General features: G+C 65.2%; 11 protein-coding genes. 6 read left to right on the top strand and 5 right to left on the bottom strand.

The annotated features are described in order from the left end of the window. Positions 1–28: 28 nt before the first annotated feature. Complete coding sequence (locus ACQ4WM_RS01320) at positions 29–1,009, top strand: alpha/beta hydrolase (protein WP_436544919.1); 981 nt, start codon at positions 29–31, stop codon at positions 1,007–1,009. A 95-nt stretch (positions 1,010–1,104) separates the two neighbouring features. Here ACQ4WM_RS01320 and ACQ4WM_RS01315 read toward each other — a convergent pair whose 3' ends face one another. Beyond that, on the bottom strand, positions 1,105–3,402 hold the full coding sequence (locus ACQ4WM_RS01315; protein ID WP_436544918.1) for an FdhF/YdeP family oxidoreductase: 2,298 nt from the start codon (positions 3,400–3,402) through the stop codon (positions 1,105–1,107). A 114-nt stretch (positions 3,403–3,516) separates the two neighbouring features. On the opposite strand from ACQ4WM_RS01315, the gene ACQ4WM_RS01310 reads away from it, so the two are divergent. Continuing rightward, positions 3,517–4,179, top strand: a complete 663-nt coding sequence (locus tag ACQ4WM_RS01310) for a response regulator (RefSeq protein ID WP_436544917.1) — start codon at positions 3,517–3,519, stop codon at positions 4,177–4,179. Continuing rightward, the gene (locus ACQ4WM_RS01305) at positions 4,176–5,495 is read left to right on the top strand and encodes an ATP-binding protein (RefSeq protein WP_436544916.1); all 1,320 of its coding nucleotides are present in this window, start codon (positions 4,176–4,178) and stop codon (positions 5,493–5,495) included. The genes ACQ4WM_RS01310 and ACQ4WM_RS01305 overlap by 4 nt, the downstream gene beginning before the upstream one ends. 11 nt (positions 5,496–5,506) lie before the next feature. On the opposite strand, the gene ACQ4WM_RS01300 is transcribed toward ACQ4WM_RS01305, so the two are convergent. From ACQ4WM_RS01300 to ACQ4WM_RS01285, 4 genes are all read right to left on the bottom strand, one after another. Further along, a complete protein-coding gene (locus ACQ4WM_RS01300) occupies positions 5,507–6,385 on the bottom strand; it encodes a LysR family transcriptional regulator (protein WP_436544915.1) in 879 nt (292 codons plus the stop codon). A 4-nt stretch (positions 6,386–6,389) separates the two neighbouring features. Beyond that, entirely contained in the window at positions 6,390–7,619 is a 1,230-nt protein-coding gene (locus tag ACQ4WM_RS01295) for an MFS transporter (protein WP_436544914.1), read from the bottom strand. 59 nt (positions 7,620–7,678) lie between these two features. After that, complete coding sequence (locus tag ACQ4WM_RS01290; protein ID WP_436544913.1) at positions 7,679–9,934, bottom strand: putative bifunctional diguanylate cyclase/phosphodiesterase; 2,256 nt, start codon at positions 9,932–9,934, stop codon at positions 7,679–7,681. 196 nt (positions 9,935–10,130) lie between these two features. After that, positions 10,131–10,769 (bottom strand): NAD(P)H-dependent oxidoreductase, encoded by a 639-nt coding sequence (locus ACQ4WM_RS01285; RefSeq protein ID WP_436544912.1) that lies wholly within the window; start codon positions 10,767–10,769, stop codon positions 10,131–10,133. A 174-nt stretch (positions 10,770–10,943) separates the two neighbouring features. Here ACQ4WM_RS01285 and ACQ4WM_RS01280 point away from each other — a divergent pair, with 174 nt between their 5' ends. From ACQ4WM_RS01280 to ACQ4WM_RS01270, 3 genes are all read left to right on the top strand, one after another. Next, positions 10,944–11,714, top strand: a complete 771-nt coding sequence (locus tag ACQ4WM_RS01280) for a substrate-binding periplasmic protein (protein WP_436544911.1) — start codon at positions 10,944–10,946, stop codon at positions 11,712–11,714. Positions 11,715–11,788: 74 nt separating this feature from the next. After that, positions 11,789–12,133, top strand: a complete 345-nt coding sequence (locus ACQ4WM_RS01275) for a hypothetical protein (RefSeq protein WP_436544910.1) — start codon at positions 11,789–11,791, stop codon at positions 12,131–12,133. A gap of 163 nt (positions 12,134–12,296) precedes the next feature. Then, positions 12,297–13,952 carry a DUF4394 domain-containing protein gene (locus tag ACQ4WM_RS01270; protein ID WP_436544909.1) on the top strand — a complete coding sequence of 552 codons (1,656 nt, stop codon included), beginning with the start codon at positions 12,297–12,299 and terminating at the stop codon, positions 13,950–13,952. Positions 13,953–13,956: the final 4 nt, after the last annotated feature.

Genomic DNA, 13,956 nt, shown 5'->3' with positions numbered 1-13,956 from the left:
ATGGTTTTACAGTTGATCGGGAGGCCGCATGCCTTTGCCAGAAGACGACCAGGTTTCAACCATGGTATTTGATGCAGTGACGCTGGCGCAGGCGCGCCGTTTCAACCGCCAGCTCGGTTGGGCGCCGCGTTTTCGCATCCGTAACCGGGTCATTCCGGTGCTGATCCAGTCTCTGCTGTATTTGTCGCAGCTGACCGGTGCGCACAAGCTGGCGCGCGCCCACATTCGCGTCGAGCGGCGCGTGGTGCACAACGATGGCGTCAATGTCCCGCTGCGCATTTTGACTGGCCTGCGCCCCGCGCGTGCGGTGCTGCTTGATTTTCATGGCGGCGGCTGGGTGATCGGCAATGCGCAGATGAACGATGCGCTGAACCTGGCCATCATCGAGGCCTGCGATGTGGCGGTGGTCTCGGTCGACTACCGGCTGGCGCCAGCCGCTACCCTGCAGCAGATGCTCCACGACTGCCTGGCAGCGGCGCGCTGGCTGCTGGAGACGCAATTTTCCGGTTTGCCGGTGCTGGTGGTGGGCGAATCGGCCGGCGGCCACCTGGCCGCAGCGACCCTGCTGCGCTTGCAGGCCTGGCCGCAGCTGCTGGCCCGCATCAGGGGCGCTGTGCTGTATTACGGCGTGTACGACCTGGCCGGCACGCCCAGCGTGCATGCTGCCGGACCCGATACGTTGGTGCTGCACGGTCCCGGCATGGCAAGCTCGATGCGTCTGCTTACGCCCGGCGTGCAGAATGAGCAGCGCCGCCAGCCACCGATCTCGCCGCTGTATGGCGCGCTGGCCGGCATGCCGCCGGTATTGATGTTCGCCGGCGAACGCGACCCGCTGCGTGACGATACCGTGCTGATGGCGCAGCGCTGGCGCCAGGTGGCACCGGTGGAAGCGCATCTGGTGCCGGAAGCACCGCATGGATTTATCCGTTTTCCGATCGCGCTGGCGCGCCAGGTGCAGGCGAGGACGCATGCCTGGATCAATGAGAGGATTGCGCTAGCGATGCGTTAGCCTAGTTTTTACAACAGCTGCAAAATCTGGGGTCAGACCCGTCGGGTCTGACCCCGGCTCTGCGCTGCTGGCCAAGAAAGCTGATAACGACCTGCTTAAAGAGCCCGCGCGCTCAACCTTACCGCAATCGATTTCCCCGCTGGCACCATGCTTTCCACTGCATGGTGGGCCAGCGGCAGCAGGGGGTTGCACTCGGGGTAGTAGCCGCCGATGCAGCCGGGCGGCACATCGTAGGCCACCAGCCGCAGCCCGCGCACGCAGCGCTTGAGGCCGTCTGGCGCGACGCCGTGCACGTCCACCAGTTCCCCTTCGGCAAACCCCAGGCGCACGATATCGCCGGCGTTCACCAGCAGCACGCGCCGGCCGCCGTAGATGCCGCGAAAGCGGTCGTCTTCGTTGTAGATGGTGGTATTGAACTGGCTGTCGCTGCGGATGGTAAACAGGCGCAGCACGTCGCCGTCGGGCTGCGCCTGGTCCGGGTCTTCCAGCAGGGTTTCCGGCGTGATGAAGTTGGCCAAGCCGTTCGGCGTTTTCCATACGCGCTGCGCGGCAGGCACGGGGCGGCGAAAGCCGCCGGGCTGCCACATGCGGGCATTGAAATCATGGAAGATATCAGGGTAAGTCGTGGCAATCGCCTCGCGCACGGTGGCGTAGTCGGCCACCCAGGCGTCCCACGGCGCCAGCGCAAAGCGTTCGGGCGGCAGCATGGCGCGCGCCAGCTCGGCAACGATGGCCGGCTCGGAACGCAGGGTGGCAGCTGCCGGTTCGGCACGGCCGCGCGAGCCATGCATGCAGCCGGTGCTGTCCTCGACCGACACGGCCTGCTCGCCGCTGGCCTGGCGGTCGATCTCGATGCGGCCCAGGCAGGGCAGCAAATACGATACTGCTCCCGGCACCAGGTGGCTGCGATTGAGCTTGGTGGCGATCTGCACCGACAGGCGCAGCTTGTTCCAGGCCGGTTCCAGCACGTCGGTATCGGGCGCGGCGCGCAGGAAATTGCCGCCCAGGCTGACAAAGGCCTGCACCGAGCCATCGAGCATGCCTTGGCAGGCGGTGACGGTATTGAGGCCTTTCTCGCGCGGCGGCTCGAAGCCATACTGTTTTTTCAATTGGTCGAGCGGCGCCAGTTCCGGCTTTTCCGTAATGCCTACCGTGCGCTGGCCCTGCACGTTCGAATGGCCGCGCACCGGGCAGATGCCGGCGCCCGGTTTGCCGATATTGCCGCGCAAAAGAAGAAGGTTCGACAGCATCTGCACATTCTGCACGCCGTGGCGGTGCTGGGTCAGGCCCATGCCGAAGACGCCGATCACGCGTTCGGCACGCGCATAGGTTTGCGCCGCCGTTTCCAGGGCGGCGCGCAGCAGGCCCGATTCGCGTTCAATGTCCAGCCATGAGGTGGCGCGCACTGCCTGCGCAAACTCGTCCAGGCCCGAGGTGTGTTCTTCGATGAAAGCCACGTCGAGCACGCGCACGCTGCCAGCGGCTTGCGCCGCATCGTCGGCTGCGATCAGTGCCTTGCACAAGCCCATCAATGCCGCGCTGTCGCCGCCGGCTTTCACTTGCAGGTATTGGGTGCTGATCTGCGTCTCGGCCGGGCTCAGCATGTCAAGCGGCGACTGCGGATTGGCAAAGTGCAGCAAGCCTGTCTCGCGCAGCGGATTGAAGGTGATTACCGGCACGCCGCGCTGGCGCGCTTCCTGCAACTGGTGCAGCATGCGCGGGCTGTTGGTGCCGACGTTCTGGCCGAAGAAAAAAATGCAATCCGTCTGCCCGAAGTCGTCCAGTACCACCGTGCCAATCGGTACGCCGATGGTCTTCGGCAGCGCCACCGAGGTGCTTTCGTGGCACATATTGGAACTGTCGGGCAGGTTGTTATTGCCGTACATGCGCGCGGCCAGCTGGTACATATACGAGGTTTCCAGCGAAGCGCGCCCGGAACTGTAGAACACCACGCTGCTTGGTGCCATCGCGCGCAGTTGCGCACCGATTTCCGCAAACGCCGCATCCCAGCTCGTTTCCACATAACAGTCGCTGGCCGCATCCCGGCGCATGGGCACCGTCAGCCGGCCCACGCTTTCCAGTTCATGGTCGCTCCAGGTGCGCAGTTCGGCCAGGGTATGCTGCCGGAAGAAATCGACGCCGATCTTTTTGCTGGTGATTTCCCAGGCGGTGGCCTTGGCGCCGCTTTCGCAAAATTCGAACGGGTGCGGATTGGCCGGCTTGGCCCAGGCGCAGCCGACGCAGGCATAGCCGTCGGTCTTGTTCTGGTGCCGCATCAGGCTGGCGCCCTTGAACAGCACGCCTTCGGTCAGCAGCGCGGCGCCCACCTCCTTGACGGAACCCCAGCCGCCGGCAGGATGGGGGTAGGGATCGGGGTGGCTGGTCTTGCTCATGGCGTGCTCCGCAGTTGTGGTTATCCAGAACACGGTACGTGCGATTGCGCGGCGGCTCTGTGCTGCGCTTCACCTTCACGGTAAGATGGCGCATTGTCAAAATGAGGTGGTCACGTGCGATTGCTGCTGGTGGAAGATGATCCGATGATCGGCGAGAGCCTGGTCGATGGCCTGCGTGGCGAAAGCTATGCGGTGGACTGGGTGCGCGACGGGCGCGAGGCGCAGCTGGCGCTGGATGGCTTCGAGTACGATGTGATGCTGCTCGACCTGGGCCTGCCCGGCCTGCAGGGCATGGACGTGCTGCGCACGGCGCGCCAGCGCGGCGCCGACCTGCCGGTGCTGATCATCACCGCGCGCGACGGCACGCCGGCCCGCGTCGAGGGCCTCGATGCGGGCGCCGACGATTACCTGGTCAAGCCCTTCGATCTCGACGAATTGCTGGCCCGTTTGCGCGCCTTGCTGCGCCGCCGCAGCGGCCACAAGCGCTCGGTGATCGAGCATGGCGGCGTGACCCTGGACCTGGCCAGCCATGAAGCCAGTTTTCATGGCGTACCGGTGAAGCTGGCGCGGCGCGAGTTTTCCGTGCTGCGCGCCTTGCTCGACAATCCGGGCAAGGTGATCACCAAGAGCCAGTTCGAGGAAAAACTGTACGGCTGGGACAGCGAAGTGGAAAGCAATACCGTCGACGTGTATATCTACCAGTTGCGCAAGAAATTCGGCGCCGACCTGATCCAGACCGTGCGCGGCGTCGGCTACAAGATACGCGTGGCGCCATGACCAGTATCCGTCACCGCCTGTTGCTGGGCCTCTTGGGCGCGACCCTGTTGTGCGTGCTGGGGGCCGGCGCCTCGCTGTACTTTTCGCTGCTGGAAGAAACCAATGAAATCGGTGACCTGCAGCTGCGCCAGCTGGCCGTCGCCGTGCCCGGTGAATTCTCGCCCGATACTGGCCGCCCCTCGCCACAGGACCCGGAGGAAGCGTTCGTGCTGCAGTCCTGGGATGTGCGCGGCGCGCTGGTGTATGCGACCGCCGGCCAGCCGCAATTGCCGCGCTATGCGCTCGATGGCTATACGCGGGTCAAGGTAAACGGCTTGCGCTGGCGCCTGTATGGCGAAACGCGGCGCGGCCGCTATGTGCAGGTGGCGCAGACGATGAATGTGCGGCGCCACCTGGCGCTCAGCATGGCCTGGCGCGCCGGCTCGCCGCTACTGGCATTCGCCCTGATGCTGGCGCTGGTGATCGTGGTGGTGGTAAGACGCGCGCTGCAGCCGCTGGACCGCCTGGCCGACAGCGTCGCGGGGCGCTCGCCCGATGCCCTGACACCGTTGCCGATGCAGCAGATGCCGCCCGAACTGCGGCCTGTGGTGCTGGCCCTGAATGGCCTGATGCGCAAATTCGACGAGGCGATCACGGCGCAGCGCACTTTTGTCGCGGACGCGGCGCACGAACTGCGCTCGCCGCTGACGGCATTGAAACTGCAGTTGCAGGTGGCCGAACGCGCTACCAGCGACGCAGCGCGCAGTGTGGCATTGAAAAAACTGCACGACCGGCTGGACCGCAGCACGCATCTGGTGCGCCAGTTGCTGAGCCTGGCGCGCCACGAAGCGGCGCTGGCGCCGGGCCAGTTGCGCACGGTCGACCTGGGCCAGCTGCTGGCCGGCGCCGTGGCCGACCATGGCGCGCTGGCCGACAGCCGCGAGATCGACCTGGGCGTGGTGGCGCCGGCGCAAGTGCTGGTCGAGGCCGACCCTGACGGCCTGCAGGTGCTGCTCAACAACCTGGTCGACAATGCGCTGCGCTACACGCAGCCTGGCGGCACGGTGGACCTCGAAGCGGCGCGCATCGGCGGGCGCGCCATGCTGCGCGTGCGCGACAATGGCCCCGGCGTGTCGGAAGAACATCGGGCGCGCCTGTTCGACCGCTTCTATCGTCCCGACGGCCACGACGCCTGGGGCTGCGGCCTGGGCTTGTCCATCGTGCGCAATATCGCCGACCATCACCAGGCCAGCATCGAACTGGCCGAGAGCGGCGAGGGCAGGGGGCTGTGCGTGACGGTGTGGTTTGCGCCGCTGTCGCATCACGTGCGATCCTGAGGCCCGGCGAATTATGGGCTCGCCGCGCCAAGGGCCTCATGGATGGCGCCGAACAGCGGCTCTTGCGCGCGGCTGGCCAGGTGGGCGAACAGCTGGCTGACGGCCGGATGGACCACGCACAGCAGGTCGACTTCGCCTTGCCGCTGCGCTTCAAGCGCGGTGTCGCCATGCAGCAGGCCGATGCCCAGGCGCTGCGCCAGCATCGGGCGCATCACGCTGTCGCGGTCGATGCTGATGATGCGGCGCGGGCGGAACTGGTGGGCCTGGAACAACTGCTCGGCAGCGCCGCCGCAGCACAGGCTGGCTGGCGCGAAGATCCACGGCAACTGGCCCAGCGCGGCCCAGTCCAGCGGCGCACCGGGGTCAACCATGCTGGCTGGCGCGGCCAGGTAGATGGGAAAGCGGGCCATTTCGCGCGTGGCCAGGTCCTGGCCGGGCGTATTCGCTTCGTTGTAGAAGCCGGCGTCCAGCACACCGCTGCGGATGGCGGCCAGGGTGGCGCTGGAACTGCCGTATTCCAGTGATATTTCCACCTCCGGATGGTGTTCGGCAAAGCGCCGCAGCAATCTGCCGATCAGCGCTGTATCCGATTGTCCGCCGACGCCGATGCGCAGCCGGCCTGCCAGCCGGCCTTTCAGCAGGGCCGCTTCATCGATCAGCGCGCGGTGGCTGGCGATGGTGTGCTCGGCCATGGCGAGGATGCGCTGGCCATGGCTGGTCAGGCGCATGCCGCGCGCCGTGCGTTCGAACAGGGCCAGCCCCAGTTCTTGCTCGATGCCCTTGATGTGGGCGCTGACGGCGGGCTGGCTCAGGAACAGGCATTCAGCGGCACGCGTAATGCTGCCGGTACGCGCCACGCAGGCAAAAGTTTTCAGGTGCAGGATGTCCATGCATCTATGGTAGCGTCATTTTGTGCGGCTGGCCGCCGCGCCTTGCAATCGCCAGCGCGGCCAAGAGCACGACGGCCGCCACGGCAAACGCAGCGTGCATGCCGCGCGCGACGGCCTCTCCTGGCGCGGTCGTCACGTCGCCGCCCGCCGCCAGCGCGAACAAGCCGGCCATCACGGAAGCGCCCGCCACCAGGCCCAGGTTGCGCGACAGGCTCATCGCGCCTGCCACGCTGCCGCGCCGCCCTGCCGCCACGCCCATCATCATGGCCGTGTTGTTGGCTGCCTGGAACAGGGCGTAGCCGGCCGTCAGCAGCACCAGCGGCAAGGCATACGCGGCCACGCTCAGGCTCGCTGGCAGCAAGGCCAGCGCCAGGCAGGCCAGCACCGCGCACAGCAGGCCGGCCTTGAGCATGCGCTGCGCGCCATGGCGGTCCACCAGGCGCCCGGCCGGCACGCCGCACAGGGCGGCAGCCAGCGGTCCCAGCGCCAGCACCAGCCCGCTTGTGGTGCTGCCAAGTTGCAAGCCACGCGCCAAATAGAATGGCCCGACCACCAGCGTGGTCATCATGACGGTCGATACCAGCGCGCTGGCGAGCAGTCCTGCCGCCAGCGCGGATTCGATCCGCAGGGCCAGGTGCGCCGGCTGCACGCTTGGCGCTTGCCGGTCCTCGGGCAGGTAGCGCCACGCCAGCAGCAGCGCCAGGGCTGCCAGCGGCAGGTTGACGAGGAACAGCGACGGCCAGCCGTAACGGGCCAGCAGCAGGCCGCCCAGCGCCGGTCCCAGGGTGGTGCCCAGGGCCGACATGCTGCCCAGCAGTCCCATGGCGCTGCCCGCGCGCTGCCGGCTGACGGCGCCGGCCGCCATCGCCATGGCCAGCGCCAGCATCACGGCAGCGCCGGCCCCCTGCACGATGCGCGCGGCCACCAGCAGCGGCAAGCTGGTGGCCAGAGCGCACAGCAGGGACGCCACGGCAAACAGAGCGATGCCGGCCAGCAGCAAACGGCGCCTGCCCAGCCGGTCGCCCAGGCGGCCGGCGTTGACGGACAGGGCGGTGACGGCCAGCAGGTAGGCCAGCACCACCCACTGCACCTGCTTGAATGGCGCCTGCAGGCTGGCGGCGATCGCTGGCACGCCGATATTGGCGATGCTCGCGCCCAGCGCCGGCAGCAGCGTGGCCAGCGACAAGGCGGCCAGTGCGCCGCGCGCGGCTGGTGTCACGGTAGAAGTTTGCATGCGGTATCCATCTGAAAAGATGGCCCACCTTACGCCGCCACCCGCTGGCGGGCAAATCGTCAATCCGGAGCCGTCACCTCAGGAAAACCGAGGGCTTGCGGCAGTGCGTGTGCCGCCATCGGCCGGGCGATGTGGTAGCCCTGCAGATAATGGCAGCCCATCGCCTGCAAAATGGCGGCCTGTGCGGTGTTTTCCACGCCTTCGGCCACCACCTCCATGCCCAGGCTGGCGCCCATGGCGACGATGGTGGCGGCCAGGCTGCGGCCGCGCTGGTTATGTTCGATCTGCAGCACGAAGGAACGGTCTATCTTCAGCGTATCGAGGCGGAAGCGGGCCAGGTAGGACAGCGAGGAAAAGCCGGTGCCGAAGTCGTCCAGCGACAGGCTCACGCCCAGCGCGCTCAGGCGCGACAGCGCCACTTGCACCCGGTCGGTATCGTCGAGCAGCACGCGCTCGGTCAGCTCCAGCTCCAGCCGCCGGGCCGGCAGGCCGTGCGCATCGAGCGCGTGCCGTACCTGGTCGGCAAAGCCGGGGTCGAGCAGTTGCTTCGCCGAGACATTGATGCTGACGATCAGCTCGCCCATTTCGCCCTGCCACTGCGCCAGCTGGCGGCACGCTGCATGCAGTACCCAGTGGCCCAACTCCACGATCAGCTCGCTGTCTTCCGCCACCGGGATGAAGCGGTCGGGCGGCACCGTGCCCAATTGCGCGCTGTGCCAGCGCAGCAATGCTTCGACCTTGCGCAACTGCCGGCCATCGGACGTGACGATGGGCTGGTAGACCAGTTGCAGTTCGTTTGCCGCGATGGCCGAACGCAGTGCGGCATCGATCGTCAAGGCTTCCCTGGCGTGCGCCGTCATGCTGTCGTCAAAAAAGCGCAGGTGGCCGCGGCCCGCCTTCTTGGCCTCGTACATGGCGATATCGGCATTGCGCAGCAGGGCGTCGGCACTGGCGCCATGCTGGGGATGGCAGGCCACGCCGATGCTGGCCGAGACCGACAGCGCCTGCAACGGCAAGGTGAACGGCGCGGCCAGGGCGTCGAGGATGCGCTGGCCGACCACGCGCGCCATGGCGACGGCGGTGCAGGGCAGCACGATAATGAATTCATCGCTGCCGAAGCGCGCCACGATGGCCTGCACCGGCAGCACGCCCTGCAGGCGCTGTGCGAACTGGCACAGCAGCTGGTCGCCCGTTTCATGGCCGAAGGTATCGTTGATGCGCTTGAAACGGTCCAGGTCGATGAAAAACAGCGCGCAGTCGCCACCGGCCTGCCGCGCTAGTTGCACGCAGCGTTTCAGCTCCTGCAGCAGGCCGTGGCGGTTGAACAGGCCTGTCACCGGGTCATGGTGGGCCGCGCGGTGCAGCAGCGCATCTTTTTTTTGCCGCTCGCTGATGTCGAACAGCTGCACCATGCAATACAGCTGGCCGCTCTCGATATACGGCGAGGCGATCATTTCCAGTGGCACCTGATCGCCGCCGGCCAGCGTGATGGTGGCCGTTTCGATAAACGGATAGGCACCTTGCGCCGCCTCGAAACGGCGGAAATACGCGGCCGCGTCCTGGCGCGAGGCGAACAGCCGATGGTCGGCCACGTGCGTGCCGATCAGGGCGTCGGCGTGCACATGGCCAAGCAGCCGGGCGCAGCGCTCATTGGCCACCTGGACATGGCCGCTGCGGTCCTGGATCAGGAAACCGTTGCTGAGGCTGTCGATGGTGTGCACATAACGATGGCGGATTTTTTCCTGCACCGCATGAATCAGGCACAGCATGGAGACGGTCTTGATGGCGATTGAGTACATGAACCAGGATTGGTAGTCGTGTGGTATCCAGCCCACCGAGTTGGCCAGGTTGAACATGCCGCGCACGATCAACACCATGCCCAGGAAACGGTAGCGGTTGCGATGCAAGCCCAATCTCAGACCCGACCACGTCATCGCCGATCCCAGCACGGCGGCCGTGATCCATTGCGCGCGCAGCGGATGGCCCTCCCACAGGCCGTACAGCCCGATGACGCCCAGGAAGCATCCCAGCAGTAGCGGCTGCAGATGGCGCCGGCGCAGATTGCCCAGAAAATACTCGGTGCCACCGACGAAGCCAGCCACCGCGCCGCACAAGCTCAGTGCCGCAACCAGATAGTGTATCGATGAGCGTTCTTCGACAGTCCAGCTGGCTGAACCAAGGCTGAGCGCCAGCTGGCCAACAGCCCACAGCAGCGCATGCCATTCACTGCGTTGCCTGGCCCACAGGAACAGCAGGATGACGATCAAAATGGTGTCTGCCGCCAGCGAAAACAGGATATAGGTTTGTGATGCCATGAGTGACCGGATTAGCGCCAGTGCCGGAACAGTGAGTTACTGTTGGTCTATGGCAGCCTTATCTTAACCCAGGCTGTGGGCTTGCGATAGGGTGGCGGCGCGCGGCACGACCAGGCCTTGAGCTGAAGCGTCGAGCATGAAAAAAGCGGAGGCTGCCCATAGGCAAGCTCCGCTTTGCGCATCGTGCTACAAGAACTTACGCCACTTCGGTGACGAACTCTGCTTGTGGACGGCGTACTTTTTCCAGGTTTTGCAGCCAGTCGCCTTCGCTGGCGCGGTAGCCCAGCGGCAGTATCACTACCGAGCGCAGGCCGCGCGCGGTCAAGCCCAGGATTTCGTCGACCTTGGCCGGGTCAAAACCTTCCATCGGCACCGAATCGACTTTTTCCTGCGCCGCAGCGATCAGGGCCGTGCCCACGCCGATATACGCCTGGCGTGCAGCGTGCTGGTAGTTGGTTTCCGCGTCGCGCTGCGGGTAGGTATTGAGCAGTTGCTGGCGATACGCTTCCCAGCCTTCGTTCTTGAAGCCACGCACGGTATTGACCAGATCAAACATATAGTTGATGCGTTCCACTGTGTAGTTGTCCCAGGCGGCAAACACCAGCAGGTGCGAGCAGTCGGTCACTTGCGCCTGGTTCCAGGCGTGTGGCTTGATCTGCGCGCGCAGTTCGGGGTTGGTGACGACAAACACTTCATATGGCTGCAGGCCGCTGGAGCTGGCCGTCAGGCGCACGGCTTCCACGATGCGGTCGACTTTCTCTTGCGGCACCGCTTTCGATGGGTCCATCTTTTTGGTGGCGTAACGCCAGTGCAAGTCTTGCAGCAAATCGCTCATCAGGAATCCTTTTCAAGTAAATAGTTCAGGCTAGAAATGATAGCGTATTCAGGTATTTCAAGTGAACGGGCCAAAATAGCTGTCTAGTCAACCGTGGGCGACACCACGAAACCTGGCAGAAGATGCACAATGGCAGCAATGCGAAGTCTTTCATCGCCAGATAGGGGAGTGGCCATGCCTGTCCGAACGCTGTTGCGTATCTTGCTCCTCAGCCTCGCGCTGCTGTCCACGCATGTCTGGGCAGACGAGCGAGTTGCCTCGCCGCTGCGCGTGGTGAGCTTTCCGTATCCGCCCTTTATGCTGATCGACGAGCGCAGCAAGCCTGCCGGGCCGATGGTCGAATTGGTGAGTGAGGCCTTCCGGCGCGTGGGCCAGCCCGCAAGCATCGAATTGCTACCGCTGGCGCGCGCGCTGCTGCAAGTGGAAACGGGCGAGGCTGCTGCCATGTTTACCGTCAAGAAGACGCCCGAGCGTGTAGCGAAATACCTGTTTTCCAGCGAGCCGGTGCTGGTGCAGGATTATGTGATTTTCGTTGCCAGCGATTCCACGCTGGCCTTTCGTGGCGACCTCAATGCGCTGGCCATGTCGTCCATCGGCGTGGTGGCCGGCACTTCCTACGGTGCCATTTTCGACGCGGCCGCCCGCCAGGGCACCTTCAAGAAACTGGAAAGCGCTGGCAGCCATGACGCCAATTTCAGGAAACTGCTGGCCGGGCGCATGGATGCGGTGGTCTGCAGCCGCGCCGTCGGGGTGGAAATACTGAGGCAACTGCAGGCAAGCTGGCGCGTGAAAATCAGCGGTCCGCCGATCGAGACCACGCAAAGCTATCTGATGTTCAACAAGGCTGTGGCCACGCCGAAATTGGTGGAGAAATTTGACCATGCGATCAGAACGATGCGAAAAGAAGGACTGTTGGACACATATCGTAAAGTTGAAAGACCCTGATTAAAATTGATACCTGCAGATCGGGCGCGCCGCGCTGGCCTGATCCGTTAGCATGGCGACAAAGGGGGGCAACGATGAAACTGAAAACCATCTTGGGGGTGACTGCCGTGCTGGTGGCGCAAATCGCCTTTGCGACCCGGCCATGCCCGCCCGAAATGCGGGAATGTGGGCCGAATCCGTTTTATTCGCTGGTGGCCGGCATGTCGCAGGTGTGCTCCGAACGCGACCCCGTGCGCGCCGCGCTGTATCAGTCCATCCCGGCCCGTGTCGTGGCCGAATATCCGCAGGCCTACGCGCAGCTCGATGCCGATCCGGGCTTTCGAAAGGAGCTGGCGGAAGTGGTGCGCGAACTGCGCGCCATGAACACGCAAAGAATACAGAAAGAATGCGGCGGCTTTCTCATCGATGGGCAGGGCTGAAGCCTCCTGCCTTTGGCGATCCGTCCTGATGCGCACCATGACGGCGCGCGCCGTGAATATATTTTGCATGGCCTGCATCCAAAACCGCATCTTGTGGGTAGTCGAAGGGTGCGCCCCCTGTTTTCGCAGGCGGGCGGCACCTCTACAACTCATAACAGGAGCCATGACCATGCCCCAACTGCCGTTTGCCAAGCTGCTGCTTGTTTCTTCGATTGCCATGTCCCTCGCCGCTTGCGGCGGCGGTGACAACGATGAGGTCGGTGTCATCACGCCGCCGCCGACCACGCTGCCGGTGCTGACGGCGGGCGAGGTGTTCGTGCTCACCGGCAGCAACAAGCTGATGTCGTTCGACCGCGCCTCGCCTGGCGCAGTACGCACCACCGCGCAAGTCACCGGCCTGCAACCGGGCGAAAACCTGCTCGGCATCGATTTTCGTCCGGCCGACGGCCAGTTGTATGCTGTCAGCAGCAGCGGTCGAATTTATGTGATCGACGGCGGCACTGGCGCGGCCATCCTGAAATCTACCCTGGCGGCGGACAGCACCGATGCCACCGCGCCGTTCACGGCGCTCGCCGGCACCGGGTTTGGCGTGGATTTCAACCCGGTCGCCGACCGCCTGCGCATCGTCAGCAACACCGGTCAGAGCCTGCGCATCAATGTCGACACGGGCGCCACCACCACCGATGGCAATATCAACGGCGGCGCGGCCAATACCGCCATCACGGCGGCGGCCTATACCAACAGCTTTGCCGGCACGGCCAGCACCACGCTGTTCGTGATCGACGCGGCGAACAGCACCCTGTACACGCAAAATCCACCGAACAACGGTACCCTGGCCAGCCCGGTGCCGCTGGGCGTCACCGCCACCGCCGTGACGGGCTTCGATATCGATGCGCGCACCAATACGGGCTACGCCATCATGACGGTGGGCGGCGTGCGCAATCTGTACGCACTCAACCTGTCAGCCACCACCATGCCCGCCACTTTTGTCGTGCCCGTGGCCGGCGGCGAAGAGCTGCGCGGCATCGCCCTCAGGACGCCTGCCGCACCGGTTGCCTACGGCTTGACGGACGACAGCCGCATCGTCACCTTCAAGACGGCCACGCCGAACACCCTCGATGTCAACGTGGCCGTCAGCGGCCTGGCTGCGGGCGAGCGCTTGCTGGGTTTTGACGTGCGGCCCAAGGATGGCCTGCTGTATGGCATTTCGTCGAACGCGCGCATCGTGACCATCGATCCTGCCACTGGCGTGGCGACTGTCAAGGCAACCCTGTCGGCCGATGCGGCAGACGCCAGCGCGCCGTACACGGCAATCGCCGGCAGCGCCTTCGGCGTCGATTTCAATCCGGTGGCCGATCGCCTGCGCGTGATTGGCAATACGGGCCAGAGCCTGCGCATCAATGTCGACACGGGCGCCACCACCACCGATGGCGCCATTAACCGCGCCGGCGCGCTGCCGGTCATCACGGCCGGCGCCTATAGCAACAGCTATGCCGGCGCCACCACCACCGCCTTGTACGATATCGATACGGCCAGCGCCAGCCTGGCGCTGCAAAATCCGCCGAACGACGGCACCCTGGTCAATGTGGGTTTGCTGGGCGTGCTGCCGGCCGGCGACGCGGGCTTCGACATCGCCGGTGGCGCCAATGGCCTGGCGCTGGCGGCGCTGCGTACCACGCCAACTGGCCCCAGCTCCCTGTACCGCGTCGACCTGGCGACGGGCGCGGCGATCCTGGCTGGCGGCGCCGCCACGCCGGCCACTTCACTGGTCGGTAACGGGCAGCTTGGCTTGAGCGACCTGGCGATCGCCATAAAATAGCCGC

The organism is Janthinobacterium longum (assembly GCF_051380735.1).
GTDB lineage: Bacteria > Pseudomonadota > Gammaproteobacteria > Burkholderiales > Burkholderiaceae_D > Janthinobacterium.
This window is presented reverse-complemented; position numbering and strand designations above follow the sequence as displayed.

Excerpts from the sequence above, each read along its gene's own strand:
- ACQ4WM_RS01300 (WP_436544915.1), bottom strand. The coding sequence starts at position 6,385 with ATGGACATCCTGCACCTGAAAACTTTTGCCTGCGTGGCGCGTACCGGC.
- ACQ4WM_RS01290 (WP_436544913.1), bottom strand. The coding sequence starts at position 9,934 with ATGGCATCACAAACCTATATCCTGTTTTCGCTGGCGGCAGACACCATT.
- ACQ4WM_RS01285 (WP_436544912.1), bottom strand. The coding sequence starts at position 10,769 with ATGAGCGATTTGCTGCAAGACTTGCACTGGCGTTACGCCACCAAAAAG.
- ACQ4WM_RS01275 (WP_436544910.1), top strand. The coding sequence starts at position 11,789 with ATGAAACTGAAAACCATCTTGGGGGTGACTGCCGTGCTGGTGGCGCAA.
- ACQ4WM_RS01280 (WP_436544911.1), top strand. The coding sequence starts at position 10,944 with ATGCCTGTCCGAACGCTGTTGCGTATCTTGCTCCTCAGCCTCGCGCTG.
- ACQ4WM_RS01320 (WP_436544919.1), top strand. The coding sequence starts at position 29 with ATGCCTTTGCCAGAAGACGACCAGGTTTCAACCATGGTATTTGATGCA.
- ACQ4WM_RS01295 (WP_436544914.1), bottom strand. The coding sequence starts at position 7,619 with ATGCAAACTTCTACCGTGACACCAGCCGCGCGCGGCGCACTGGCCGCC.
- ACQ4WM_RS01315 (WP_436544918.1), bottom strand. The coding sequence starts at position 3,402 with ATGAGCAAGACCAGCCACCCCGATCCCTACCCCCATCCTGCCGGCGGC.
- ACQ4WM_RS01270 (WP_436544909.1), top strand. The coding sequence starts at position 12,297 with ATGACCATGCCCCAACTGCCGTTTGCCAAGCTGCTGCTTGTTTCTTCG.
- ACQ4WM_RS01305 (WP_436544916.1), top strand. The coding sequence starts at position 4,176 with ATGACCAGTATCCGTCACCGCCTGTTGCTGGGCCTCTTGGGCGCGACC.